The sequence below is a fragment of the Clostridium drakei genome, from assembly GCF_000633595.2.
Taxonomy (GTDB): Bacteria; Bacillota; Clostridia; order Clostridiales; family Clostridiaceae; genus Clostridium_AM; species Clostridium_AM drakei.
The window spans coordinates 191,691-218,162 of the sequence record NZ_JIBU02000012.1 but is presented as its reverse complement, the minus strand read 5'-3'; the positions used below and the strand labels follow the sequence as shown (position 1 = coordinate 218,162).

At 28.6% G+C, this 26,472-nt stretch carries 26 protein-coding genes; 2 read left to right on the top strand and 24 right to left on the bottom strand.

Annotated elements, in window-relative coordinates:
- Nucleotides 1–9 precede the first annotated feature (9 nt).
- The 7 genes from EG57_RS0206700 to EG57_RS0206670 form a co-directional block, all read right to left on the bottom strand.
- Nucleotides 10–885, bottom strand: coding sequence for a sulfite exporter TauE/SafE family protein (locus EG57_RS0206700; RefSeq protein ID WP_032076471.1), 876 nt, complete (start codon nt 883–885; stop codon nt 10–12).
- A gap of 327 nt (nt 886–1,212) precedes the next feature.
- Nucleotides 1,213–2,271: a glycosyl hydrolase family 18 protein gene (locus tag EG57_RS0206695; protein WP_032076470.1), complete on the bottom strand. Its 1,059-nt coding sequence runs from the start codon at nt 2,269–2,271 to the stop codon at nt 1,213–1,215.
- A 535-nt stretch (nt 2,272–2,806) separates the two neighbouring features.
- Nucleotides 2,807–4,522 carry a hydroxylamine reductase gene (gene hcp, locus EG57_RS0206690; RefSeq protein ID WP_032076469.1) on the bottom strand — a complete coding sequence of 572 codons (1,716 nt, stop codon included), beginning with the start codon at nt 4,520–4,522 and terminating at the stop codon, nt 2,807–2,809.
- Nucleotides 4,523–4,754: 232 nt separating this feature from the next.
- On the bottom strand, nt 4,755–5,513 hold the full coding sequence (locus tag EG57_RS0206685; RefSeq protein WP_032076468.1) for a GGDEF domain-containing protein: 759 nt from the start codon (nt 5,511–5,513) through the stop codon (nt 4,755–4,757).
- A 20-nt stretch (nt 5,514–5,533) separates the two neighbouring features.
- Nucleotides 5,534–6,775 (bottom strand): MFS transporter, encoded by a 1,242-nt coding sequence (locus tag EG57_RS0206680; RefSeq protein WP_032076467.1) that lies wholly within the window; start codon nt 6,773–6,775, stop codon nt 5,534–5,536.
- 205 nt (nt 6,776–6,980) lie between these two features.
- Nucleotides 6,981–8,147, bottom strand: a complete 1,167-nt coding sequence (locus EG57_RS0206675; RefSeq protein WP_032076466.1) for a M20 metallopeptidase family protein — start codon at nt 8,145–8,147, stop codon at nt 6,981–6,983.
- Between the two features lie 113 nt (nt 8,148–8,260).
- Nucleotides 8,261–9,436, bottom strand: a complete 1,176-nt coding sequence (locus EG57_RS0206670) for a metallophosphoesterase (protein WP_032076465.1) — start codon at nt 9,434–9,436, stop codon at nt 8,261–8,263.
- A gap of 349 nt (nt 9,437–9,785) precedes the next feature.
- Between EG57_RS0206670 and EG57_RS0206665 the strand changes: the two genes are divergently transcribed.
- Nucleotides 9,786–10,865, top strand: a complete 1,080-nt coding sequence (locus tag EG57_RS0206665; protein ID WP_032076464.1) for an XdhC family protein — start codon at nt 9,786–9,788, stop codon at nt 10,863–10,865.
- Between the two features lie 69 nt (nt 10,866–10,934).
- Here EG57_RS0206665 and EG57_RS0206660 read toward each other — a convergent pair whose 3' ends face one another.
- The 4 genes from EG57_RS0206660 to EG57_RS0206645 form a co-directional block, all read right to left on the bottom strand.
- Nucleotides 10,935–11,417 carry an S-ribosylhomocysteine lyase gene (locus tag EG57_RS0206660; RefSeq protein ID WP_032076463.1) on the bottom strand — a complete coding sequence of 161 codons (483 nt, stop codon included), beginning with the start codon at nt 11,415–11,417 and terminating at the stop codon, nt 10,935–10,937.
- A gap of 77 nt (nt 11,418–11,494) precedes the next feature.
- Nucleotides 11,495–12,358: a methionyl aminopeptidase gene (locus EG57_RS0206655; RefSeq protein WP_032076462.1), complete on the bottom strand. Its 864-nt coding sequence runs from the start codon at nt 12,356–12,358 to the stop codon at nt 11,495–11,497.
- A 179-nt stretch (nt 12,359–12,537) separates the two neighbouring features.
- Nucleotides 12,538–13,527, bottom strand: coding sequence for a C40 family peptidase (locus EG57_RS0206650; protein ID WP_029160091.1), 990 nt, complete (start codon nt 13,525–13,527; stop codon nt 12,538–12,540).
- A gap of 401 nt (nt 13,528–13,928) precedes the next feature.
- Entirely contained in the window at nt 13,929–14,117 is a 189-nt protein-coding gene (locus tag EG57_RS0206645) for a ferredoxin (protein ID WP_032076461.1), read from the bottom strand.
- A gap of 358 nt (nt 14,118–14,475) precedes the next feature.
- Here EG57_RS0206645 and EG57_RS0206640 point away from each other — a divergent pair, with 358 nt between their 5' ends.
- Nucleotides 14,476–14,685: a hypothetical protein gene (locus tag EG57_RS0206640; protein WP_032076460.1), complete on the top strand. Its 210-nt coding sequence runs from the start codon at nt 14,476–14,478 to the stop codon at nt 14,683–14,685.
- On the opposite strand, the gene EG57_RS0206635 is transcribed toward EG57_RS0206640, so the two are convergent.
- From EG57_RS0206635 to EG57_RS0206575, 13 genes are all read right to left on the bottom strand, one after another.
- On the bottom strand, nt 14,672–15,880 hold the full coding sequence (locus EG57_RS0206635) for a PucR family transcriptional regulator (RefSeq protein WP_032076459.1): 1,209 nt from the start codon (nt 15,878–15,880) through the stop codon (nt 14,672–14,674). The two genes, EG57_RS0206640 and EG57_RS0206635, sit on opposite strands and share 14 nt — an antisense overlap.
- A gap of 208 nt (nt 15,881–16,088) precedes the next feature.
- Nucleotides 16,089–16,493 (bottom strand): hotdog family protein, encoded by a 405-nt coding sequence (locus tag EG57_RS0206630; protein WP_032076458.1) that lies wholly within the window; start codon nt 16,491–16,493, stop codon nt 16,089–16,091.
- A 26-nt stretch (nt 16,494–16,519) separates the two neighbouring features.
- Nucleotides 16,520–16,957 carry a hotdog domain-containing protein gene (locus tag EG57_RS0206625; protein ID WP_032076457.1) on the bottom strand — a complete coding sequence of 146 codons (438 nt, stop codon included), beginning with the start codon at nt 16,955–16,957 and terminating at the stop codon, nt 16,520–16,522.
- Between the two features lie 200 nt (nt 16,958–17,157).
- Complete coding sequence (locus EG57_RS0206620) at nt 17,158–18,345, bottom strand: ABC transporter substrate-binding protein (protein ID WP_032076456.1); 1,188 nt, start codon at nt 18,343–18,345, stop codon at nt 17,158–17,160.
- Nucleotides 18,346–18,509: 164 nt separating this feature from the next.
- A complete protein-coding gene (locus EG57_RS0206615) occupies nt 18,510–19,316 on the bottom strand; it encodes an energy-coupling factor ABC transporter ATP-binding protein (RefSeq protein WP_032076455.1) in 807 nt (268 codons plus the stop codon).
- Nucleotides 19,300–20,154 (bottom strand): energy-coupling factor ABC transporter ATP-binding protein, encoded by an 855-nt coding sequence (locus tag EG57_RS0206610; protein WP_032076454.1) that lies wholly within the window; start codon nt 20,152–20,154, stop codon nt 19,300–19,302. Before EG57_RS0206610 ends, EG57_RS0206615 begins: the two co-directional genes overlap by 17 nt.
- Complete coding sequence (locus EG57_RS0206605; RefSeq protein ID WP_032076453.1) at nt 20,151–20,918, bottom strand: energy-coupling factor transporter transmembrane component T family protein; 768 nt, start codon at nt 20,916–20,918, stop codon at nt 20,151–20,153. The genes EG57_RS0206610 and EG57_RS0206605 overlap by 4 nt, the downstream gene beginning before the upstream one ends.
- A 24-nt stretch (nt 20,919–20,942) precedes the next feature.
- Nucleotides 20,943–21,545 (bottom strand): membrane protein, encoded by a 603-nt coding sequence (locus EG57_RS0206600; protein WP_029160101.1) that lies wholly within the window; start codon nt 21,543–21,545, stop codon nt 20,943–20,945.
- Nucleotides 21,546–21,559: 14 nt separating this feature from the next.
- Nucleotides 21,560–22,303 (bottom strand): nucleoside phosphorylase, encoded by a 744-nt coding sequence (locus EG57_RS0206595; RefSeq protein WP_032076452.1) that lies wholly within the window; start codon nt 22,301–22,303, stop codon nt 21,560–21,562.
- Nucleotides 22,304–22,318: 15 nt separating this feature from the next.
- Complete coding sequence (locus tag EG57_RS0206590) at nt 22,319–22,996, bottom strand: Crp/Fnr family transcriptional regulator (RefSeq protein ID WP_032076451.1); 678 nt, start codon at nt 22,994–22,996, stop codon at nt 22,319–22,321.
- Nucleotides 22,997–23,356: 360 nt separating this feature from the next.
- A complete protein-coding gene (locus EG57_RS0206585; protein ID WP_032076450.1) occupies nt 23,357–24,250 on the bottom strand; it encodes a GGDEF domain-containing response regulator in 894 nt (297 codons plus the stop codon).
- A gap of 209 nt (nt 24,251–24,459) precedes the next feature.
- Nucleotides 24,460–25,320, bottom strand: coding sequence for a pyridoxamine 5'-phosphate oxidase family protein (locus EG57_RS25375; RefSeq protein ID WP_052037761.1), 861 nt, complete (start codon nt 25,318–25,320; stop codon nt 24,460–24,462).
- Nucleotides 25,321–25,474: 154 nt separating this feature from the next.
- Nucleotides 25,475–26,311, bottom strand: a complete 837-nt coding sequence (locus EG57_RS0206575; protein ID WP_032076449.1) for a methyl-accepting chemotaxis protein — start codon at nt 26,309–26,311, stop codon at nt 25,475–25,477.
- Between the last annotated feature and the right edge of the window lie 161 nt (nt 26,312–26,472).

Here is a 26,472-nt window from a genome sequence, read left to right as displayed (position 1 = left end):
AAAGAAGGTTTATTCAACCTTCTTTTTCATTGCAGATCTAAACATAATGATAGACGTAAATACAATTACAATCACTACTACCCATTTTAACATAGTAAGTGGTAGTTCCTTAACAATATAAGCAGCAATTAGAACACCTATAATACCAAAAAGATTTGTGGCTAAAGATACTTTTCTATGATAAGCTCCTTCTCTAATAAACTTTATAGCGGCTACAGGCTCGAGAAATGCACATGAACCCATCATTATAGGAAACGCTACCTTAGGAGACATTCCTAGCGCAAAAACCAAAGCCATACATGGTGCATAATTCCCTATTCCTATACACATTAAAGCTCCAAGCATAAAGTTACCTATAAGACCTACTATTAGCTTAACTCCTGTAAGTGATGTTGATGTACCTCCTACAGGCATTATATTTAGCAATCCTGACAGCATTACAAACGCAACAATCAGAAGAGCTATTCCCATTCCAATCTGAACCTTTTTTTTCGGTAGCTTGGACACTATTCCTGCTCCAAAATACGATCCTGCAGTAGCTGCCAAAATCATTGTGACCAATGTAGTTATATCGACTTTAATAACAGTCATGAATATAAGCGCTTCTGTAACCACAGGAACACAATTTGCAACATTCAAAGTACCTGGAATTATTCTGTCATCCACAAGTTTTAAAAATTTATAAACTGCAGTGGTAGGTGCAAAACTTCCTATTCCCAGTGTATCAAAGAAATTTGCTATTAAACCCACTATTCCATAAACTAAAAAGTTACCCCCTTCCTCAAGTCTTCCTTCTTTTTTTGTTTTCACATAATCCTGAAAAAAAACAAATACAAAAAACAAGGTAAAGGCCATAAGAATTCCTGAAATAATATTAATAATCATGGCAAAATCTCCTTTTAATTTACATTATATTACTTAACCTTGTTATAATTATACAATACTTTAGGAAAACATTAAAGAAAATATTGTAGAGTAAATTCAGTAAATTGAATTTATAAATAAAATTTATTTATTTTTTGTTTTTAGTAATTTTCAAAGCACTATATTTAAGTCCTTTTTTAGTTTCATTATATTTTCACACTGCAACATTGATACATAGTAAATTCAAAGAAAGGCAGAAAACATTCCATTAATATTAAAAGACATAAAAGTTAAAAATTCGCAGTATTTAAAAAATATTAAGAATAGTTTCAACAATTAATTCCTGTATCATAATTTAGCTTTAATAGTAGACCAATAAGCTTCATTTTCAAGCCCAAGTCTCCATATGGCTATTCCGGATAAATTATTATCGTTAACAACATCTAATTTGTAAGAAAGGCTTGTACTATTTTCAAACCATACAGTATGATTAACTCCCAACTTATCTTTATACTTAAAAAATGGACTTTTATAAGCATCGCTCCATTCTATATTTGAATTACAAGCTTCAGCTAACTTAGATATCGCATCAATACCATGAGCTTTTACACCATTTTTAGACCAATCATACCCATAACTTGCCACCCCTAAAACTATTTTAGAAGCCGACATTTGGGATGTGGCATACTTAATAGTATTTTTTACCCAACCAATAGAAGCCACAGGTCCAGGCGCTCCATCTGGGGAGTGCTCATCATAAGCCATTATTATAACTTGATCTGTATATTTTGCTATTTCTTTATAATCGTATGCACCACTCCAGGCAGCTTTAACATTATCTTCAGTTTTTGCTGGCACTGAAGCCGTAACAATAAAACCTTTAGAATTAAGTTGTGTATATAATTCCTTTAAAAAGCTTGTATAATAATTTCTATCATAATAATAAACATTTTCAAAATCTATATTTACTCCTTTATAATTATTTGCCTTTAATGTATTTAAAATGTTATTTATAAGCAAACTTCTATTAGTCGAACTTTCAAGTAATGATTTAACTATACTGCCATTAAAATTATTTGTTATCATAGCTAAAGTTTCAATTTTATTAGAGTTAGCATATTCTATTTGTTGTTTAGGAACAGTACCAGATAAATTTCCTTTAATATCTACGGTATAAGTATTTGTTGCTATACTACTTATGGAGCTAACATTTTGTATCATTTTATTATAAGAAGCTTTATCATCAGGGTAGTAATAAGTTGTAAACGCAAGCACTGTTTTACTTTTATTCTTCGGTATCTTTGCCGAACTTTCTTCTTTGTTATATTTAAAAAAAATTGTAGTTGTAACAAAAATTATAAAAATTCCCACTAAAAAAATTTGCAATAATCTTTTTTTATTAACCATAGTGTTATCCTCCCAAGGTTTATATATATATTTATATAAATAAAAATCACTAAGAAGCAATAAACACTTAGTGATTTTATGTATAGTGACGATTGTACTACTTTATTTCTAACTAGATGTACATCCTATCATGCTGGCATTTTCTTGTCAATTAAATATTTACTCCATAAACTCAATATTTTTACATAATGTATTTAAATGAATAATCCCTACATAGTGTTGGTTATTTATTGAAATAATATAAAATATTAGAGTTTATAAACATGAAAAAGAGTTTATGTGTTATTTAAATACAGCACATAAACTCTTCTTCATTAATATAAAATTAATTTATCCGATAGCTACCATCCGTAACACTCCCATCCTCTTAAGGTGGGAGATAACGGCTGACACGCCCCTGGATAAGTTCTTCTAAGACTCAGATGAAGAGAGGTATTCCTCATAAGCAACCTCCATCTGAGTCTAAGAATCACTTGATTTTATAACTAATATCACCAAACTTGTATATAGGAGGTACTGATGATATTCAATTATATTATCCTAAAAACATTTTCATATCGTCATCTACGTTTGTTATTCCACCTATTCCAAAGTTTTCTATTAAAACTTTAGCCACATTTGGTGAAAGGAATGCTGGCAAAGTTGGTCCTAAGTGGATATTTTTAACTCCTAAATGAAGTAACGCCAACAATACTATAACAGCTTTTTGTTCATACCAAGCTATATTATATGATATAGGAAGTTCATTAATATCTTCTAGCCCAAATACTTCTTTTAATTTAAGTGCTATCACTGCTAATGAATATGAGTCATTACATTGTCCAGCATCTAATACTCTTGGAATTCCTCCAATATCACCTAAATCAAGCTTGTTATATTTATATTTAGCACACCCTGCTGTAAGTATAACTGTGTCTTTTGGAAGCTTCTTAGCAAAATCTGTATAATAGCTTCTACTCTTAGCTCTTCCATCACACCCTGCCATAACAAAGAATCTTTTTATAGCTCCTGTTTTAACTGCTTCTACAACTTTGTCAGCCAAAGCTAAAACTTGATTGTGTGCAAATCCACCAACTATTTCTCCTTTTTCAATTTCCTTTGGCGGTTGACATTTTTTGGCATGTGCAATTATACCTGAAAAGTCTTTTGCTTTTCCATTTTTTCCATCTGATATGTGTTTAACTCCAGGAACACCTGTTGCACCAGTAGTATACATTCTATCTTTATATGAATTCTTAGGAGGAACAACACAATTTGTAGTCATTAGAATTGGACCATTAAAGCTTTCAAATTCTTCAGTTTGCTTCCACCATGCGTTTCCATAATTTCCTATGAAATGTTTATATTTCTTAAATGCTGGGTAATAATTCGCTGGAAGCATTTCACTGTGAGTATATACATCTACCCCTGTACCTTCTGTTTGTTTTAATAATTCTTCCATATCTTTTAAATCATGTCCACTTATTAATATTCCAGGTTTATTTCCAACCCCTATATTAACTTTTGTTATTTCTGGATTTCCATAAGATTCAGTATTTGCTTTATCAAGTAATGCCATAGCATCCACTCCATATTTACCTGCTTCAAGTACTAAAGCTATTAATCCATCTACTGCTATACTATCATCCAAAGTTGCAGCTAATGCTTTTTGCATAAAGCCATGAACATTTCCATCATCATATCCTAAGTTGTTAGCATGCTTAATATATGCAGCCATACCTTTTAATCCATAAATCAAAAGTTCTCTTAGGGATCTTATATCTTCATTTTCAGTAGCTAATACACCTACTTTTTCTGCTTTTGCATCAAAAGCATTTACATTATCAGCGAACCATACTGCTGCTTCTGGTAGATTAAGCTCTTCTTCATTTTTTGCTCCACCAAGTCCAAAGATTTTTTTAAGCCATGAAGTATTTTCTTTTGTTTCAGTAAGTTTTCCACCAGCTTTTATATATTGCTCTCTAATTTCTTCTCTTAATTGTAATCCCTTTTTTATTCTTTCTATAAATATATTTCTGTCAAAATTTGCATTAGTTATAGTTGCAAATAAGCTTTCTACTATAAATTTATTTACTTCTTTATTTTCTACTCCTAATTTTCTTGCTTTTGTACTGAATACTGAAATTCCTTTAGTTATATATATTAATAAATCTTGTGACTTTGCTAAATCTTCTGTCTTTCCACATACCCCTTTTATTGTACAACCTTTGCAATTAGCTGCTTCTTGACATTGATAACAAAACATACTCATTTAATAATTCCACCTTTCAATTTTGAAATTTAAATTTATAATTTACTGTTTTATTTTTTGTGTTATCTGTTTTCCATGGCTATATATTACTAAAATGCTCATATTAAATCTGTAACGATTGTTACCAATTCAAAAAATATAAAAAAAGACGGTTAATTTTTTACCGTCTTAATAATAAATTATATTAAAGCTTACTTTTAATTAATAATACCAATAACTATTTTAGTTAAAACTACTCTCTACATTCTTTTGTTTTTTTATCTTCATACATTCTTTTATCTGCAACCTTTATTAATTCTTCAAAAATAATTCCATCGTCAGGAAATAATGAATATCCACAACTTATTCCTGTATTTTTTTCTGGTATTATTTCAGAAACTGAAGATTTTATTTTTGAAATAATTTGTTGTAATTCTTCAATATCTACATAACTTAAAAGGATAACAAATTCATCTCCACCAATTCTCGCAGCTTTACCTTTTAAACCTATGGAATCCGTTATAATTTTAGTTGTACTATTAATGTATTTATCTCCATAGATATGACCATAATCATCATTAACTCTTTTGGTTCCATCTAAATCACAAAGAATAACATAAAAGTAATTTCCATTTTCTGAAACTATTCTGTAACTATTTTCTATTCCTTTTCTATTTAGCATTCCAGTCATAGGATCAGTTAATGCAAGTTCCTCAAACTTTTCAATAGTCTTCTTTGTATAATCACTCCACAATATTACACCTAACACATATATGATTGCACCTAAGGTAAAACTTATTTTTATTATCATATACGCCAAATGAGAATCTTTAAAATAGCTAATCATATCAACAAAAGTAGCAATATTAATTAAGCTTAATCCACCAATTAATATAATGAAAGTATATGTTCTAAATTTCCATCTTTTCTTTGTAAAAATTAATAACTTTGCCATATAAAAAAGAAGCATTGTAGTAACTAAATAAACTAGAATTTTTTGAAGCTCAATCATAAGTGACCCCCAGCCTTAGCTTATATCTTGTTTTGAAAAGTATCTTTCAACTTTATACTTGAATGAGAATTACTTTTCATCTTACGAAACATAATAACTAAAATTGCCAAACTTGAAATTAGTAAAAATAAAGGTATAAATAAGAGCACAGCTTTAGTACAATATTTTATAGAAATTACACCACCAAGTAAAGGAGCCACAGCAAAACCAATACTTCCTACAGTTCCTTGAACGCCAAATAGCAATCCTCTTCTATTAACAGGTGTATCTTCTGTTGTAATTGACATTATCACAGGTTCAACCCCTCCAGTAATAAAGAACACCATACCAAAAACGGCTGTAAATATCCACAAGTTATTTATGTATGCAAGAGGTATAGAGAATATAGCTCCTAGCACTAAATATACTAATAATAATTTCATTTTATTATATTTATCTCCTAGTCTACTTAGAGTTAATCCAGCTAAAGCTGTTGTAAATGCTAAAAATCCATTTATAAGTCCTGTTATTCCAGCTATACCCTTAGTAGTATTTTTAATTTCTTGTACATATATTGGAATATAAGGATTAAATACGGTACGACCTATTCTTATAAAAAGAAGCACTATAAGCATCGATACAGCTGTGGCTGTAAAAATAGAGAGCATTGGTACTTTTTCTCTTTTCTTCTTTTCTTCACCTTTCACAATAATTTCTTTTTCTTCCTTTACAACAAATAAAACTAGTAAAAAGTCCAAAAACATAAGAATACCACCAACTATAAAACTTACACGATACCCAACACATTCTGCTACAATACCACCTATTACCGGACCAATAGATTGTCCAATAAATGTGGAAGATGACAAAAATCCAAGCGCAAAAGAAAGCCTATTTTTAGGTGTACTAGCCGCAACTAAAACTATAGCTGCAGTAATAGTTCCAGTAAATATACCTTGTAATAGCCTTAAAATTATTAATTGATTCACATTAACAATCAAACCCATTCCTGCAATTATAAATGAAGCAAATAGCATAGCTCTTATAAGCATAAGTTTTCTACCATATTTGTCTGAAATGATTCCCCAAATTGGAGACATAACAGCCATAGTAACTGCAGGTGCTGCGTTTAAAATTCCTGAATATAATTTAACATCATTAGGTGATGTAATCCCAAGCTGTTGTATATAGAATGGTACAAAAGGCATTCCAAAATTAAAACTCATTATGGATAAAATTTGTGAAAACCAAACAGTATAAAGATTTATTTTCCATCGTTCCATTATTGATTATTACCTGATCTCAAAATTATAACAAATAGTAATGTATATTAACCTTAAAATTTCAATATTTCTTTGCTACTCGCTAAATATTATCAGGTTTTCACTTCCTTTCCTATTATGCTAATTTTCGACTTATATATTAGCTATTATATCATCAACTGTTTATATTTGAAAGTTTTACAATTGAAACACCTGTATTTGTTAATTATTGAAACTTTGTTATTATTATTTTATAGATAGTCTGTATTGCTAATGGAATAATCTTTTCATCAAAATTAAATTTTGAATTATGCAGAGGATAATTTTTTTCATCTTTTATTTCTGCAAAAAAAACTATTCTTGCACCTTTTACTTTTTTAAAATAAAACCCTGCGTTATCTCCTGCAAGATATGGTTTAATTGAAGTAGTTACGTTTTGTTTACCAAATATACTCTTTCCAACTCTTCTGCCTATAGTTACAAGCTCATCATCATTATAAATACTAGGTATTTTAGGCATTGTTTTAACTTCTATTAAACTCCCACTTTCTTTTTGTAGCTTCTGCTGCATTTTGCTCAAACTTTTACAAATATTAACTCTATCTCCTTCATCAAAAGTTCTTAAAGTTCCTTTCATTTCAACGTTTTCTGCAATTACATTGGTCTTTACTCCTCCTCTTATAGTTCCAATACCAACCACAAAAGGCATCTTTGAATTATATGTATCATTTATTTCACTTACAGCACAAATAACTTTTCCTGCTGCTTTAATAGCATCAATACCTTTATTTACTTCACACCAATGGCTGGATTTACCTGTAATTTTAATATTTAAAGAACTTATTTCACAAGTAGATACATTTTTTCGAATTTCCATCCCTAGTGGTAATGAATTGGCTAAATGAAAAATTAATATTCTATCAACCTTTGGTTTTAATAACACACCACCTTTAATCATTGCCTTTGCACCTTTTCCTATTTCTTCTCCAGGCTCAAATATAAACTTTATATTACACTTTAATTTTTCCTTAGTCTCATAAAATACATAGGAAAGTCCAAGAGCAATTGCAACTATAGCATCATGACCGCAGGCATGCATAATATTTCCATTTTTTGATGCATATTCGCAAGATGTTTCTTCTTGTATTGGCAGTGCATCCATTTCAGCACGAATTGCAAAAGTAGGATAGTTTTCATCATTTATGATTTCTGCAACAACTCCTGTATTTGCTACTATTTTATAAGACATACCAATTTTGTGTAAGAAACTGCAGATAAGTTTACAAGTTCCAAACTCTTGTAAACTTAATTCTGGATACATATGCAGCTGCCTTCTTATTTTAATTATTTCAGGTGTTATTTTCTCTATTAAATTCATATAATCATTATCCATTTATATACAAATTCATCTCCATTCAATTCTCATTATTCCAATTACCAAGTAAGTTTACTTCATCACTACCATTCTAATTCTCCACTTTCTTTGAGTGAATCGTTTAATTTTATTTATTTAAAATTAATTTTAATATTAACTATTTCAGCCTTTGTTCCTATTCTTATAGGTGGTCCCCAGGTTCCATAACCAGAAGTAACTATTAAATTAAAATTGTCTTTTTTCAAATATCCATAGTCATCTTCATATATCATTTTTGTAATAAAATTATTAGGAAAAAACTGTCCTTTATGAGTATGACCTGAAAGTTGAATGTCCACTTTTTCTTTTTCATCTTCTTGCAAATTTGTAGGCCTATGATTCAGTACTACAATTGGAAGTTCCCTATTAACATCTTTTAGTATTTTATCAAGTGGTGTAATATTTTCTTTTTCTCTGTCAATCCTTGCTGGATCATCCCTTCCAACCACATAAAAACTATCATCAATTTTCACTGCACTATCATGCAGCATCTTTACATTTCCATTTTTTAAATAATAGAGAGTTTCTGGCAAGTCTTTTTCTATATATTCATGATTTCCTGTGATACCATAAACTCCATACTTTGACCTTATACTTTTGAAAGCATTTGATGCATAACTTTTCAATTTCGTAGTACTACTTTCATCCATTATATCACCACAAAAGAAAACTATGTCAGGATTCCGTGAATTTATTGAAGTTACCATTTTATCAATACCTTTTTCTTTAACACCTATCCCCATATGTACATCTGCAACCATTACTACATTAAGTGAATTGATTTTGACAGCTTTTTTATTAACAGTTAAATTGTAATTTGTAATTACTACATTGGCAGCGTTCCAAAGCCCAAAGCTTATTATCATAAATGCTACTATGAAAACTGACACTCCATTTCCATACAATTTGCTTAAGTAATTTCTAACTTTTCCTCTATAACCTATTTTATTTAATATAAATTTAGTAATATCTACTATAGGAAACAATATAATAAGATAACATGTAACAGCAAGACAAATGGCTCCTATTGCTGTAAATATTGAAGTTAATAAATTATTTACAGATAAAAAACTCCTAAGTAAAACACTTATGACGTATGAAAGTGCTAAACTCCAAAATATAAACCAATATAATCTACTCTTTATTTTTTTATTTTTATATGAAAATACACCTTTACCTTTTATTCCAATATAATAACATGACATAACATATAAAAACACAAAAAATAAAAGTAAAAGTATAGTTCCAATATATATCAGTATACGCATTTAATATTCCCCCATCTTAAAACTGTTACTTTTTATCACAGATTTCTTTATTGATATGCAATTTATCTCATTTTGCACTAGTGTCATATGTACATAGTACATTTTACATATATTATAGTCAACATCGAAAATTTAATTACATTAACTATAAAATTTCCAATTGACTTTTCATTCTTTTTATATATTTAATAACAATTACTACATCTTAGTGTAACTTTATGTTAAAATCATAAAAAGACATTTAATTTAAACTTGTACTAGTGTATATATCAATAATCAGTAACATTGTCCACAAAGATAATATAAAAGTTTTACTTGGCTACAATTAATTTTTAGGAGGTACATTATTATGAATTCAATTAATTATGAAACCTTATTACACCAGTTAAATTCAGGCAAAAAGGCTGTTATGATTACAATAGTTAATAATAAAAATAGTGAGAGTACAACTTTTTCTAAAAAAATTCTTTTAACTGAAGAAGATTTGAAGAACAATAATAACAATTACAATTTTGATAGCACATTTTATGAAAAGATTAAATATGCTCTAGAATCTGGAAATTTACAATTTGAATCCTCTGAAAATGAAATATACCTAATTGAACCTTATTTTCCTGAGCCTAAACTGATAATTTTAGGTGGAGGACATATTGCTAAACCTTTAGTGGAATTTGGAGCAAAAGTTGGGTTTTCAGTTACTGTCATTGATGATAGACCATCCTTTGCTAACAGCAAAAGGTTTCCCGATGCTGAAAATGTAATCTGTGAAAGTTTTGAAAAATGTTTTGACTTGATTAACTTAAATCCATCAACTTTTGTAGTAATTGTAACTAGAGGTCATAGACATGATATGGATTGTTTAAAACAAGTATTAAAATATGATACAGCATATACTGGAATGATTGGCTCTAAACGTCGAGTTAATGGTGTTATGAATCAATTATTAAGTGAGGGCTACTCTAAAGAAAAGCTTGATAATGTCAACGCTCCTATTGGCCTTGATATAGGTGCCGTTACTCCTGAAGAAATAGCTACTTCTATTATATCTCAAGTTATTAGCTATAGGAGACTTGTTACTTCAAAGAATAATATCAAAAAAGTCACAAAAGCTAATTGGCCAGAATTCGATCGTGATGTGTTAATAGCACTAAGCAAAGAAGAAAAAGAAGAAAAAGCTATTATTACAATCATTTCCACTAAGGGTTCTGTTCCAAGAAAAGAAGGAGCAAAAATGATAGTTTATCCTCACGGTAAAATTCTAGGAAGTATCGGTGGTGGCTGTAGTGAAGGTTCAGTAATCAATACAGCTCGTTACATATTAAGAAATGGTGGCTGTAAGGTTGAAAGTATAGATATGACAGGTTATGTTGCCGAAGAAGAAGGTATGGTTTGCGGTGGAATAATGGATGTATTTATTGAAACATTTTAAAATTAAAATAAAGCCAGTACAAAATTTTATTAAAGATTTGTGCCGGCTTTATCTTACATAAAGTGCAAATTAATTTTCTGGGTAATTTAAATTTTCTTCATTTACATTTAATAAAACTTCATTTAAAAATTTATTTGCTATATATTTTGCCATCGGAAGATTCATATCCAAATAATTTCCACAATCTCTAGCTGCAGCACCAGGTACATCACCTTTAAAATTTGCAATAAATTTGTACATTTCTATTAATAAATTAACAATATCTTTTGATTTGTAATTTCCATTTAAAATCAAATAAAAACCTGTTCTACATCCCATAGGTCCAAAATATACAGTTTTTGAACCATATACACTATGATTTCTTAAAAAAGTTGCAGCAAGATGCTCAATAGTATGCATTTCAGCAGTATTCATAACTGGTTCAAAATTTGGTCTTGTCATTCTTATATCAAAAGTAGTAAGAACTACTTCCCCAAATTTATCTTTTCTTGAAACATAAACACCTGGAAGTAGTTTTTCATGATTAACTGTAAAACTTGCGATTTTTTCCATATTCATTACCTCCTATAAATCCAATCCAATCTTAACATTTATACATTTATACGTCAAGTAAACACTTAACAGCAATATTACACTAGTATTTCTGATCCATTTTCCGTAACAACTATAGTGTGCTCCCATTGAGCTGAAAGAGAACCATCTTTAGTAAGCACTGTCCAATCATCATCAAGAGTAATACATTTATAATCTCCCTCATTTATCATAGGTTCCACAGTAAATACCATGCCTGGAAGCAATAATACTCCCTTTCCCGTCTTAGCAAAATGATCTACATGAGGCTCTTCATGAAATTTCAATCCTACACCATGTCCTCCTAAATCTCTTACTACGGAATATCCTAATTTGTTACAATAATTTTCTATATCTGTTCCTACAGCATTAAGACTACCATAAGGCTTTACTGCATCAATGCCTATATACATGGCTTTTTTTGTCTCTTCCACAAGTTTAACTGCATTTTCACTAGCTTCGCCTATTATAAACATTCTGCTAGCATCAGAATAATATCCATCCAATATAGTACTTACATCTATATTAATTATATCTCCATTTTTTAAAACTGTATTGTCGGGTATTCCATGACATATAACATTATTTATAGAGGTGCAAACACTTTTAGGAAATCCAAAATAATTTAATGGAGCGGCAATAGCACCTCTTTTTGCAGTATGCTCCCTAACCCAATCATCTATTTCACTGGTAGTTACTCCTTCTTTAATTCTCTCTGCTACAATATCCAATATTTCATTAGTAACTACACCACTTTTCCTTATTCCTTCAATCTGTTCTGGTGTTTTTATTAAATCAAAAGAAGGAATTATGAAACCTTCTTTTTCATATTCAAATAATCTTGCATCTTGATCCATGTGACATTTCTTATACTTTTTACCACTGCCACACCAACATAAATCATTTCTACCTGGTTTTTTCATCAAATACATCTCCAATCAAATATTTAGCCTACTAATATAATACCAGTCTTTTCTAATAATTTAAACATAATTTTCAAATTTAGTACAATCAAATGATTCTTAGACAACTGAATTTAAAGTAAAAAAAATTAACAACATAAAATAATTTATGCTGCTAACTTGTCCACTTCTATTTCAATTTATTTAACTCTTTTAGCAGTTAAATAATCTCCTCTAGTAAGCGGTGAAACTTTAACTACATCTCCAGTTTGCGGTGCATGAATATACATTCCATTTCCTACGTATATTCCAACATGGTGAGGATTACCTGATGTTCCAAATAAAACCAAATCTCCTGGTTGAAGTTGATCTCTTGATACAGTAGTACCATCATTTATTTGTTCATAAGTAGTTCTTCCGAGTCCAACACCGAAATGTGCATAAACATACTGAGTAAATCCTGAACAATCAAAACCTGAAGGTGAAGTTCCTCCCCAGACATAAGGAGTTCCTATGAAACTATAAGCATAATTCACTACTGCATTGCTTCCCAAAGATACAGATGCTCCTCTTGATAAGCTAGGTTTAGAAACTGCTGCTGAAGCATATGCAACTTGCTTCTGCTGAGATTGAGCAGCTAACTTCTTAGCAGCATCCTTATCCGAATTAAGCTTGGCAATCTTTTTTTCTGTATCTGCTTTTAAACTTATCAATTTAGTACTTTTTTCATTTAAGTTCTTTTTTTCTGTTTCCATTTTGTTCTTTTTATCATTTAAAGAAGCAATTGTTTTGTTATCAAAAGCCACAATTGTTTTTATTGCTTCCATTCTAGATAGAAAATCCGAAAAATTTGTTGAATCCAATATCATTTCAACATATCCACCAGATCCATTTATGTATGCTGCTCGTACTCTTTTTTTCAATATGTCTTTGTGCTGAATTATATCAGTATCATTATTTTTTATCTGCTGTTCTAATGATTTTATGTCATTTGAAGTCTTAGTTATTTCCTTATTGTTACTATCTAATTTTACTAAAGCATTTTGTATGTCATTATCTAGTTTTTCTATATTGACATTAACACTTCCATCTTGTGAGGGGTCATTAGCTGCTGGTTTTGCAAAAACCGTATTTCCCAGTAAGAATACTGCGGTTAAAGTTCCCGTAATAAACTTTACTATTTTTTTCACTAATATCTCTCCTTTATACTTTTCTTAATTTTTTTTACTCTTTGTCCAATTTCATATTACAATAGGTTATAATATGAAAATTTAAAAACAACCTTTTTCATTATATCACAAGTTTACGAATTTTTAAAATTTATTTTTATATTTTTTACTTTTAATAAATTTAATATGATATTTTATACAATTTCTGCCATTTGTAATACCAACACTTCTTAAAGTGCAGGATAAACATTTCTGTGGGTCTGAATAAGCTCTTCTATAACTAATCCAATTAATTATCTAATCAAAAATGCTAGTATATTTTGTACTATTGAGTAAATATTTCTAATTGAAATTGCTTATTCTTCTCAAAAAAATATTTTACAAAATATACTAGCTCATTTTTTAATTGTTTTTAATACATCCTATTCCACTGAAATTGCATTTACAGGGCACTGATCCGCTGCTTCTTGTGCACTACTTTCTTCTACAGATGGTACTTCATCTTCAATAGCTTTTGCTTTACCATCATCATCCATTTGAAATACTTCTGGACAAACATCTGGACATAACCCACAACCTATACAAGTATCTTTATCAACATTAGCTTTCATAATATTACAGTACTCCTTTCACTATTATAATTTGGATAGTTCATAATTTATTTTTCCGATTTTTCAAATTTCAATTCATAAATATTAAAATATTATTTAATTTCCAATTTAAACTTTCTACTAAAAATTTATAATAAAATCATAAAAAGCTTGATTTTTTTTATTTCCATGATATAATGATCTAACAAACAAAGTTTATTAATAGAATTTATCAAAAAATATTTTTTATTAATAAAAAGTATTTTTATAAGGAGGTATTAAATAATATGGAAATAATATTTGAAATTCCTGTAGACGTTATGGAAGAATGTTTAGTATACTTAGATTAAACTATTATATTTAAGAAGGGATGATTTAAATGAAAAAGTCAAAGAAATATATGACTAAAAATTTAAGCTTCACTATCAATCTTAACGAAATAGCTTTAAATTCTAGAAAATTTAATGCTAGCGAAATTTCTAGAGGTACTGGTACACATAAGTCTAAAAAAGGTAAAGGTTCATATACCCGTAAGAATAAAAATTGGGATTATTCTTACGGGTATTGCTTTTCATTTAAAAGTTGTTAAAATTTTTTATAAGATACCCTAAGTAAAATTCAAATTTAACTTTTGTATCTGTTAAATCCTTTTTTAAAATTTCCTGTATTTTATTGATTTTGTACATTAATGTATTTCTATGCAAATAAAGTTTTTTTGATGTTTGTATATAATTTCCGTTTTTTTCTATAAATACATAAAATATATGGGTAAAATCAGTATCATTTTGAGCATCATATTGCTCAAGTATTCCTACAGTTTCATCATAATATTCTTTTAATAAAGTTACATTTTTTATTTCACTAAGTAATTTATAAGCTCCTATATCTGAATAAAACATATTTTTGTCATTACTACCTTCTGACTTTATTACTTTTAAAGTTTTCAAAGCTTCTAAATAACTTGTCTTTATTTCAGAAAATTTAGTATATGCATTTCCAACTGCTATACTTAAATTAATATCTAAAAAGTTCTTTTTACCATTTTCTCTTATACCCTCCAAAAGCTTTTCTAAATTAATAAGCTTATCTTTTTCATTTATCATAAGAAAAACTACAGATTCATTTTCTAAAAGGCTCATAGGTTGAAATTTTGCATCCCAAATTGAACTATTAACACATCTTAAAAAGCTACTTTTCATATGAAGTATACTTTGTTCATCCTTAACATTTTTAGAATATAAATATTCTTGAAATCGATCTATTGATACAATAATTATTCTAAATGATTTAAATGAAGCATATCCGGAATCTGAAAGCCTTTTTGTAAAATCTTCATAATTTACTTTATCTGATATTATATTTTTTAATAAATTTTCATAAGGAAGTTTTTCTAAATATAATTTTACTATGTGATTGCAAATAACCTTAGTAACTTCTGATAAACTAATCTTCCATGGAATTTCAAAAACAGGGAAATCATTTTCATCAGATATTCTCTTTATATAATCAGGCACCCTTGAAAAATATTTTCCAACGTTCACAATTAATCCTGCTGCATGCTTTTTTATTAATCCGTTTATTAATTCAATAAATCCATTCTTATTATCAAAAATTGCTACCCCTGTAAGTATTATTAATTCATCACTTTTTGCATAACTCACTATATCAGGAGTTTCCATAATATGTACCCATTTTACACTTCTAAAAATGCCTTTGTTTCCACTTACTAATTTTAAATCCTTTAATTCTGACAAGTTTATTAACTGATCAAATGTAGCCTCCATAATTAACTCTCCCCCATCAAAGCCTATTTCGAACTTATTCAATTATATTTTAATGCTTTCATTCCCAAAAAGATATATTAATGGAATAAAATGTTTATGCCTTTATATAAGCCTATAAAATATTTATATTAAAAATTAAAAGAAATTATAATAAAAATAGGGTTCAATACTGAATCAGTATCAAACCCTATTTTTATTATTAATTGAATTATTTCTCAGGTACTTCGTAAATAGCTGTAGCTTCAACTGTCATAACAGGATTTTCATAAACATTTACAGCAGAATCCTGTCTTAACATTCTAGCATTTTCAGCTATTTTAAAAGCTCTTAACTGTACTTTTCTTTTATTTCCACATTCTCCTATTATTCGTCCATCTACCTCTATAAAATCTCCTGCATAAGTAGGAAATGTATACCTAATTTCATCATAACCTAAGCATGTACCCTCATTACCATCACGCATAATCATTAGGTTAGTTGCAACATCACCCATTAATTCTACTGTATGCGAACCATTAACTAATTCACCTGCATAATGTGCTTCACCTGAAGACATTCGAGTACGTATCATAGTTTCATAATTTTTTTCTGGTTTAACAAATGTTTCTGACACTATAAGCACCTCCCAATTTTATAATATTATTCCCATTTGTTTTTTATAACACCATCTGGTTGAACTCCCCTTTGACAATTTTTCTTAACAACTAAAGTTCCTATTGCTCTTGCTACCAAAACTGGTGGATCTAAAACATCAACATCATTTACTTTGGAATCAAGTTTTCCATTACGTCTTGCCGGAGTAGCTACCTTATATGTTTCAAACTGACATTTACGAGAAGAATTTCCAACTTTAATTATACGTCCATGACATTCAATATAATCCCCTTCGTAAACTGGTTTTAAAAATTCCACTTTTTCATATCCTGCAAATAATGATTCATCTCCATCTTGAAGAACGCAAAGTTCAGTTCCTACATCACCATATATATCTAAATGTTTATTGGGTTTCATAACCCCTCCTAAATAATGTGTGCTATCAGGATTTACCCTGTATCTAAGAATAGATTCTCTAACCATAAAAAAACACCTCCAAAACATTTTGTAGTAATATAAAAATCTAATCTATTTATATGCTTTAATTTATAATTAATGTATCTTCCTTTCATGATTATAATAACATCTTATTAAATTGAAATATATGTATTAAGCTAACAATCTTTTTGGGCTTTTTTACTATACATAATTAACAATAAAATATACATTAATCATATATTTCATCAATTGACGTTATTTTCAGAATTTACTGGGCTTAATTTTTCAATCTCAACGAATTTACCTCCATTAATAGAACTTAAATAAAAAGGTATTTTCGTATCACCAAGCTTATCTACAGAAAAACCATCTATTATTCCTGTAAAATTACTATTTTTTAAAATTTCTTCTTTTAAGCCCTTTTTCTTTCCTTCAGTTCTTTTAAGAGCTTCTGTAAGCATTGAAGTAGCTTCATAACCAAAAGCAGCTCCAAATGTAGGCTCACTTCCAAACCTTGTTTTATAGTTATCTTGAAAATCTTTAAAAGCTTGAGATTTATCATTAGGAACATAACATTGTTCAACCTTCATTCCTTCAACTGCTGTGCCGCCATTAACAATTAAAGTTGGCGTTTGTGCCCAAGATGAAGCATATAGTGGAAATGACAAATTCATAGCTCTAATTTTTTGAGCAATCATAGCTGTGTCAATATCTGATGCAATTATAAGTACACCTTGTATTTTACTACCATTTAATTTATATAATAATGAGGAAAAATCTGATTGATTCTTAGACGAAAAACTGATTTCTCCATTTACGTTACCACCTAAAGATTTAAATTTATTTTCAAAAATCTCCATATAATCCTCTGAATATGCTTTATTATCTGTATCATAAATTATAGATATTTCTTTTATATTATTCTTTTTATAAATATATTCTGCGAAAGCTTTTGAGCTTTCGTTAAAGGAAGGATACACATGAAAAAAATAATCATCTATACCAGCTAATTTTGGAGTAGATACCGTTGGTCCTATCATTATTTCTTTATCATCATTTGCCGCTTTAACACCTGCTAAAGTTTGTTCACTAGTAGCATGTCCGATAATAGCAACAGCGCCCAATTTAATGAGATCTGAATCCATCTTTTGTGCCTGTTCTGGTATTCCAAGATCATCACGTATCATTAATTGTATTTTTTCGCCATCAATACCACCTGATGCATTAATTTTTTCAACCGCAAGCTGAACTCCATTTCTCTCTTGTATTCCAAGTTGGGACTGTTTACCTGTAAGTTGAGCATCAAAACCAATTATTATAGTTTTTTTACTTGCTATTTTCATAAAAATAATCCATACTACAAAAACAAATAAAAGTATACAAATGGATGTAACCAACAATCTCCTAACAAACTTTTGTTTCTTAATACCCATTTAAGCATCCCCCTTAACCAGTGTAATATTTTACACTAATTTCAATTTTTTCCATAAAAATATTATACTTCAAATTGATGAATACTTAAATAACTTTTTTATTTTTGTTATAAAAAACCCTGTAAAATACTTTATATAAGTAAATTTACAGGTTTTTTTTAATATTATGAAATGCTTTTTTTGTATTTTACAAATTCACTAACAGTTAAGAACGTTTCATTAAAGCCTAACTTTTTACAAAACTTAGTTATATGTGGTGTTTCTAAATATGCTTTCTTAAGTTCCTCTTCTCTTGAAAAAATCTCTCTTGTTACGCCATCCATTAACATTTTTCCTTGAGCAAACACAATAACTCTTTCAAAACATTCTGCTACAAAGTCCATATCATGAATTATAGTTATAACAAGTTTATTTTTTTCTCTCAATTTTAATATTATATTTTTAATCTTTTCTCTTCCTTCATAATCCTGTGCAATTGTCGGTTCATCAAATATTATAATATCCGTATTCATAGAAACTATTGAAGCTATACTTATAAGCTTTCTTTCAGATAAGCTTAAATCATAAGGATTGTTGTGTTCTAAATGCTCCAATCCTACCATTTTTAAAGCATTCATAGAATTTTTATAAGCTTCTTCTCTACTTTGTCCAATATTTAATGCTCCAAACATAACTTCATCTATTACTTTATTCTTAAATATTTGATCATTAGGATTTTGAAAAACCAACCCTATTTTCGATGATAAACTGGCTACAGTTGCTTCTTTAGTGTTTATTCCTTCTATAAGTATTTCCCCTTCTGAAGGCTTTAAAAGACCTTTTAATAGTTTAACAAAAGTAGTTTTTCCTGCTCCATTTTGACCAATTATAGCTGTACTTCTATTGTCCAACTCTAAATTTATACCTTTTAAAATTTCCTCTTCCTTGCTATATGAAAAATGAAGATTTTTAACTTCAATTTTTTTGTTCATTTGAGTTCACCACCAAATCATAAGCTTTTTCTAAAGTTGCTGGATATAATCCAGTTTTAGGATTTATTATAGATAATTCTTTGCACATTTCTGTATAGGAAGGTTCTTTAACGCCATAACTTCTTAAATCTTCTCTTGAAAAAACTTTTTCTGGTGTATCAAAATCTATTAACTTTCCTTCACTTAAGAGCATGATTCTATCAGAATACTTAGCTATCTTTTCGATTTTATGCTCTACCATTACCACAGTCATGCCTTCTTTACTTAATTTATGCACTGATTTAAATACTTCTTCTGAACCTTCAGGATCAAGCTGTGATGTAGGTTCATCTAAGACTATTATATCTGGCTTCATTGCTATTATACTGGCAATTGCCATTCTTTGCATCTGCCCACCTGATAGTGCAAAAGGATTTCTATCCTTAAATTTTTCTATAGATAAAAGCTTTAAAGAATAATCTATTCTCTCTTTCATTTCTTCTCTTGAAAGCCCCATATTTTCAAGTCCAAAGGCAATTTCTTCATATACAGTAAGTTTAGAGCCTGTAACTTGGGTAAAAGGATTTTGAAAAACTATACCAACCTTTAAAGATAAATCACTTATAGGAGTTTTTCTCACTTCTAATCCATCAATTAATACTTTTCCTCCATAGCCACCAAAGAAGAAATTAGGTACTAAACCTGTTAATGCCTGACATAAAGTTGATTTTCCTGCACCATTTCTTCCTACAATACCTATAAACTCTCCTTCTTCTATTTCAAATGATATGCCCTTAAGCGCCAAATCCTTTGAAAGAGGATATTTATATTTTAAATTTTCCACTACTATTTTCTTCATAAAGCTACCCTCCATACTACTGCTGCAGCTATGATAAAAATCATACATATTCTAAAAAATCCATTGAACTTAGGATAAGTTATCTCATTTAAAAAGCTCTTTTTTCCATTTGAAGAAAATCCTCTCACCTCTAAAGCCATAGCTCTTTCTCTAGTTGCTATTAATGAATTCATAACCACAGGACCTATTAGAGGAAAAAATGCTTTTAATCTAACTATAAGTTTTCCTTCTGTTTCCATACCTCTTGACTTTTGAGCATCCATTATAGTTCCCATAGTCGATGTCATTTGGGGAATTATTTGTAAAACAGAACTTAAAACATATCCTATTTTTGGTGACAATCCTTTTTTTACAAGTTCTTCTATTAAATCAGAAGGTTTAGTAGTTAAAATTAGTATTGCAAAAGCACAAAGTATATTGATTACTCTAAAACATATAAGAATAGCATGGGATAAACCTTCTTTGTAAAAATTCAATTTTCCTAAAGTAAATGCAACATTTTTATTTTCTTGAAAAAATAACCCTTGAATTATGACTATTGATATGAGAATAAGCAAACTAAAATTTATAATCGGAATAACCTTTTTAAAAACTTTAGCAAAAGCTATCAATATAAAACTCATTATTATACAAGCTAAAGCTGACATTTTACTTGGAATTATTATAGCAACAGCTATAACTGTAATTATATATAAAATTTTATTAATAGGATCCATGTTATGTACAAAACTATTTCCTTCTGTATATAAACTTAAATTTTTCATGTGACCACCTCACCTTAAAAATGACTAATCCAAGTCATAAACTTCATTATTTTGATATAAAACTGTAAGAGCCTTTGGAAGTCCCTTAAATATAGAATAACTTATTAAAACTGTAGCTATTTTATCTGGAATATCTACTGCCAGCTCATCTATAAATGAAGCTATCCAAATTGGTTGACCTTTAGCTGTTAAAATTGCATATAAAGCATCTCCCCATATGTTTCCTGTTTGTCCACCCCAAAATGCTATATTTATTGGCGTAGATACGCATGCTGCTACTAAAGCTACAATTATTCCTGCAATTACTGCTGTAAATGCATTTTTTACAAAACCTTTATAGCTTAAAAAACCTAGAACAAGTCCCACTGAAATAGATGTTAAAGCATATATAAATGATATAGGGTCCATAGTCAATCCATAAATAACATTGTTAATGGCACCACTTATAGCACCAACCACTGGACCAGCCAATATACTAGCAAGCATAGTTCCTATAGCATCCAGCCATAGTGGCAATTTTAATATTCCTGCAAAAAGTTTACCTATGTAATTTATACCTACTGCTGCTGGTATTAAAACTAAAGATGTAGTTGAAAGCTTTAAAGACCATCCCTTATTTTTACTCATAATATCACCTCCATTTAATTTTTATTACTATAAGCATAAATTGCTTCCAGTGCTGTCAATATTTCTTTTTTCTCACCATCTAAAGTACCATTTTCTCCATCAACATAACCATTTATGTCTTCTTCTAAATTGCCATCAAATTCTACTACTACATTTAAAATTGATGCAGTTTTTAATCCTCTTAATCCTCCTATAACAAATAATGCTGCACTTTCCATATCAGCACCTAAAACTCTTTTTTTACTCCAATAATTATCTATATTTTCTTCCTCATCAGTATAAAAACTGTCATGACTTCTTGTTACGCCTACATGATAAGGAAATCCTTTCTTTTGCGCACTATCAATAATGTTAAATAAAAGTTCAGTATCAGGTACTGCTGGGTATTTCTCTTCAACATAAGCTCTTGAAGCTCCCTCATCTCTCACTATTCCATTAGGTATAATGAGATCTCCTATTCTTATTCCATTTTGTGTAGCTCCACAGCTTCCAATTCTTATTAAAACTTCAAGACCTATATTTTTAAGTTCTTCTACAGCTATACCTGTAGATGCTCCTCCCATACCTGTAGACATAGCAAGTATCTTTATTCCTTTATAATATCCTACTAAGGATTTATATTCACGATTAAATTCTACTTCTTCTACATCTTCTAAAAATTCTGCTATTCTGTCTACTCTTTTAGGATCTCCTGGAAGTATAGCATATTTTACTTCTAAATCCTTTGAACATCGTATATGTGGTTGAATAACTGTCATAAATAAGCCTCCATTTTAAATATTTTTCTTTGTTAAATTTTTTAATTTATCTAAATCATTAATGAAAACTTGAGAATTGGTTATTTCAAGGATACCTTCTTTTCTAAATTCCATAAAAGTTCTATTTAAGCTTCTTTTTGTTACTGCCAATTGTGCAGCTAAAGTATCCTTATCTATTTTTATATTGGTTCTAGAGCTTTTACTATATTCTTCTAAAAGATAATTGCATATTCTTTCTCTTAATGTGTATAAGGTATCTTTTGCTGATTTTAGTGAAAGATTATAAAATGCAAAACTCATTTGTTCTGTAATATATCTAGATATATTTTTGTCCATGTCATACCACTTTAAAAAATGTTCTCTTTTTAAAGCTAAAAGCTTAATATCTGTTATTGCTTCAATTGAACAGCTAAAAGGAATATTATTGAATATTTCTAATTCACCAATGAAATTACCCTTCGTATATATAGACTGAGAATACCTCTTTCCATTATGAGACATAATAAAAATATTAGCTTCCCCTTCAATTATTATAAAAAAGTATGGATATATCTCACCTTGCTTCAAAAACATTTTTCCTTTTTTGTATTTAAATATCTCCCACTGTTTAAGTATTTCATAAGGACATGACTTTAAAATATTATAAATAGTTTTTTCTTTTTCAATAACCTCTACTACCTTTAAAATGCTCATCTCTCGTTCTCCTTTATAATAATAATATAATTAAACCTTTACATACAGGACATATGTCCCATTTAAAATTATAGCAATGATTTTAAATAAATAAACTGATAAAAATTCAAGACAAACTTCCTAAAGCATAAAATAAACATAGTATAATTATTATTTTAAAGCTTATAAATCACTCATATTAATTACTAATGTGATAAATATACATATTAATAAATTAATTATGATATTCTACATATATAAATATATACAATTAATTGCAGTATAGTTTATACTTGTAACTTAAAAAGCTATGGAATATGTAACTTATTAATTCCATAGCTTTGATTTTCATATATTAACTTATTTTAGGTAAAAAATATTTTATTTAACAATTTCTACTTTATTACGCCCACTACTTTTGGCTTTGTATAATGCTTCATCAGCCTGCCGTATAATTTCATCACTTTTTAAATTTTTACTATTCTCTTTAAAGCAAGCACCTATACTTACGGTTATTTTTACTTTATCATTACCTATTTGGAACTCATTATCTTGAACATTTCTTCTTAATTTTTCACATAAATTATATAAACCTTCTTTATCTGAATTTGTAAATATAATTCCAAATTCCTCTCCACCATACCTGCCTGCAATACCAAAATTAGCTACTGATTCTGACAAAATATCAGAAAGTCCCTTTAATACTTTATCTCCAAATAAATGTCCATAAACATCATTTACCTTTTTAAAATGGTCAATATCTACCATTGCAAAAGAAATACTAGAAGATTTTTTTTCATGCTTTTTAATTTCTTTTTCCAATATTTCTATTAAAAAGGTATGATTATATAATCCAGTAAGACCATCCTTAATAGCCATAGCCTTTAACTTTTCTTGATATTCATTATACCTTAAAACAGACTTAACTCTTGCAGCTAATTCCACTTCATCGATAGGTTTTTTAATATAATCAAAAGCTCCTAACTCTAGTGCCTTTTTAACATCACTACTATGAGTCCTTCCTGTTATCATAATAATGGGTATATCTTGTGTCTGAATATCTCCCTTCAACATTTTACAAATTTCAAATCCATCAATTTCTGGTAATATTATATCTAAAAGTATTGCAGAGGGTTTGATCAAATACACCATTTCTAATATAGAACTTCCATTATCAAATGGATAAACCATATATCCTTCAGCTTTTAAAATGTCTGTCATAAGAGTCAAACTTAATTTATCATCATCAACCACTAATATTTTCGCGTTTGCCATATTATTTTCCCCTTCTATTTTTGTAATTAACATCTAAGAAAATTCAGGTTTTATTGTAAAATTTAATTTCATTATCCAACTAAAAATAGAGTATATCTTGAATTATATTAGAATTCAAGCATTTCATCAAGGAAAATAATTTTATTTTGATGTTTTTTCCTGCACTTTTTATGTTTTTTGTTGATGTGATGAAAAAACATTTCTATAAATTAATCATCAAAACAATGCAAAACTTGTTTCACATTATAACCTTCTTTGGAAAAGTTTGAAAAAATTACTTCATATTTATTAGGTATAACTTTTATAATATTTAAATATATAGGCATATTTTTTAAATTTTCTATGTTTAATCCTCTTTTTTCCATGACAGTATTATATTCATCACTAAATCTTTCTATTAACTTAGCAGTACCTGAAATTTGAACTCCAGCTAAACTTTTAAAGTCCTTATAGTTTTCATATACTGCTATAGAAACATTAGGATTTACATAAATATGTGCATATTTCTCACCTCCTTCGCTGATAAAATAAATTGCTTGATTTAAATATTTATATTCAATAGGTGTAGCTCTTACTTTATTTTCATGTGCAGTACACAAGGTACATGTATTATGTCTTAAAAGAAATTCTTCAATTTTCATTTTTAAAATATCTACTGGCATATTACTATTATCTTTAAAAATTCTTTTTATTTGCAAAGCTTTATTTGCAATTTCTAATTCATCCATAAGTGATGGGAAATATTCTGAAAAAATTATACATTTATCCAGCATATTGCATATCTTTTTCAGAAGTCTATCTGAATTTATAACATTCAAAGATGTACAAAGAATTACAACTCTCTTATTTTCTAATTCATCAGAATTTGTTTTTACAAAATTTACATATTCGTAAAAATCATCTTTTGAATTAACTGACATAAGAATAACCAAATTGGAATAATTTTTAAAGTTTGTTCTAAATCGTTGAAACAACATGGTTTTAGCTGGTCCCAGGGTACAGCTTAAAACCTCTGCAAATTTTTTAATCGTATATCCTTGTTTTTTATAAAGAACCAATGTAGTATCCATTTAACCACTTCCTAATTTTATTTACATTACAATTTTACCATAAAATGTAAATAACTTTAACTGCTTCATTGCTCTGAACATTCTAAAAATAAATACTAATAAAATAAAAAGCTATTATTTAAATAGCTTTTTATTTTAATTTATTATAATATTATTAAAGTTGTTCTCCAATTTTTTGTATTATTTGTGCTGTATTACTAAGTTCACTTATACTGCTATTTATTTCTTCAACACTTGCAGCTTGAGTTTCAAAAGCACTATTATTTTCATAAATACTACTTGTAACATTTTCAATTGAAGTTTTCAATTTAGTCAAAACATTATTTATTTCACCTATAGATTCACTACTTGAATTTGACAACTTTCTTATTTCATTAGCAACAACACTAAATCCTTTTCCCATTTCTCCAGCTCTTGCTGATTCTATTGCTGCATTAAGTCCTAACAAGTTAGTTTGCTTGGATACATTCTGAACAAAGCCTATAATTTCATCTGTTTTCTTCATGTCTTCATTTGTTGCATTTATTTCCTGTAATATATCATTACTATTTTTAGCTACACCTTGTATTCCAGATGCTACATTATCAATAACCTTGGAAATTTCTGAAAAAGATTGTACAAAAGTCTTAGAATGTTCCTTAATATCCTCTCCCCAATTTCTTTTTCCTATGGCAATACTACCTATAATTTGTCCATCTTTATTCTTTATTGGAGATGCTACTGCTTTTATAGCTACACCAAAATATTCCTTAGATAAATCCTTTGTTACTGTCTTTCCCTGCTGCATACATAAATAAGCTGGAATATCATGAGGTATATTATCACCTTCACCATAATTACCTTTATAACTACTAACACCAAATTTAGTAATTTTGATTATTTTTTCTCTATCTGTAAGCATAAATCGTACTTCATTACCAAATAATTCACTAATACAAGGTAATACATAGCTAATACTTAAAATTAAATTATCATCATCCAAATTTTTCATTTTCAATAAACTCCTTTGTTGTGTTTTTGCAATTACTTAATATAATTAAATTATTAATTATTATTGTCAAAACTCTACATATTTTTTATAACATTATTTTATCCTTTAATTCTAAATAATTCAAGGCAATTATTTAAATTGTATAAGCATGTTCTCAACAT

Bases quoted from the DNA above. Each gene is read 5' to 3' on its own strand.
- EG57_RS0206700 (WP_032076471.1), bottom strand. From the start codon at position 885: ATGATTATTAATATTATTTCAGGAATTCTTATGGCCTTTACCTTGTTT.
- EG57_RS0206695 (WP_032076470.1), bottom strand. From the start codon at position 2,271: ATGGTTAATAAAAAAAGATTATTGCAAATTTTTTTAGTGGGAATTTTT.
- hcp (WP_032076469.1), bottom strand. From the start codon at position 4,522: ATGAGTATGTTTTGTTATCAATGTCAAGAAGCAGCTAATTGCAAAGGT.
- EG57_RS0206685 (WP_032076468.1), bottom strand. From the start codon at position 5,513: ATGATTGAGCTTCAAAAAATTCTAGTTTATTTAGTTACTACAATGCTT.
- EG57_RS0206680 (WP_032076467.1), bottom strand. From the start codon at position 6,775: ATGGAACGATGGAAAATAAATCTTTATACTGTTTGGTTTTCACAAATT.
- EG57_RS0206675 (WP_032076466.1), bottom strand. From the start codon at position 8,147: ATGGATAATGATTATATGAATTTAATAGAGAAAATAACACCTGAAATA.
- EG57_RS0206670 (WP_032076465.1), bottom strand. From the start codon at position 9,436: ATGCGTATACTGATATATATTGGAACTATACTTTTACTTTTATTTTTT.
- EG57_RS0206665 (WP_032076464.1), top strand. From the start codon at position 9,786: ATGAATTCAATTAATTATGAAACCTTATTACACCAGTTAAATTCAGGC.
- EG57_RS0206660 (WP_032076463.1), bottom strand. From the start codon at position 11,417: ATGGAAAAAATCGCAAGTTTTACAGTTAATCATGAAAAACTACTTCCA.
- EG57_RS0206655 (WP_032076462.1), bottom strand. From the start codon at position 12,358: ATGAAAAAACCAGGTAGAAATGATTTATGTTGGTGTGGCAGTGGTAAA.
- EG57_RS0206645 (WP_032076461.1), bottom strand. From the start codon at position 14,117: ATGAAAGCTAATGTTGATAAAGATACTTGTATAGGTTGTGGGTTATGT.
- EG57_RS0206640 (WP_032076460.1), top strand. From the start codon at position 14,476: ATGAAAAAGTCAAAGAAATATATGACTAAAAATTTAAGCTTCACTATC.
- EG57_RS0206635 (WP_032076459.1), bottom strand. From the start codon at position 15,880: ATGGAGGCTACATTTGATCAGTTAATAAACTTGTCAGAATTAAAGGAT.
- EG57_RS0206625 (WP_032076457.1), bottom strand. From the start codon at position 16,957: ATGGTTAGAGAATCTATTCTTAGATACAGGGTAAATCCTGATAGCACA.
- EG57_RS0206620 (WP_032076456.1), bottom strand. From the start codon at position 18,345: ATGGGTATTAAGAAACAAAAGTTTGTTAGGAGATTGTTGGTTACATCC.
- EG57_RS0206615 (WP_032076455.1), bottom strand. From the start codon at position 19,316: ATGAACAAAAAAATTGAAGTTAAAAATCTTCATTTTTCATATAGCAAG.
- EG57_RS0206610 (WP_032076454.1), bottom strand. From the start codon at position 20,154: ATGAAGAAAATAGTAGTGGAAAATTTAAAATATAAATATCCTCTTTCA.
- EG57_RS0206605 (WP_032076453.1), bottom strand. From the start codon at position 20,918: ATGAAAAATTTAAGTTTATATACAGAAGGAAATAGTTTTGTACATAAC.
- EG57_RS0206600 (WP_029160101.1), bottom strand. From the start codon at position 21,545: ATGAGTAAAAATAAGGGATGGTCTTTAAAGCTTTCAACTACATCTTTA.
- EG57_RS0206595 (WP_032076452.1), bottom strand. From the start codon at position 22,303: ATGACAGTTATTCAACCACATATACGATGTTCAAAGGATTTAGAAGTA.
- EG57_RS0206590 (WP_032076451.1), bottom strand. From the start codon at position 22,996: ATGAGCATTTTAAAGGTAGTAGAGGTTATTGAAAAAGAAAAAACTATT.
- EG57_RS0206585 (WP_032076450.1), bottom strand. From the start codon at position 24,250: ATGGCAAACGCGAAAATATTAGTGGTTGATGATGATAAATTAAGTTTG.
- EG57_RS25375 (WP_052037761.1), bottom strand. From the start codon at position 25,320: ATGGATACTACATTGGTTCTTTATAAAAAACAAGGATATACGATTAAA.
- EG57_RS0206575 (WP_032076449.1), bottom strand. From the start codon at position 26,311: ATGAAAAATTTGGATGATGATAATTTAATTTTAAGTATTAGCTATGTA.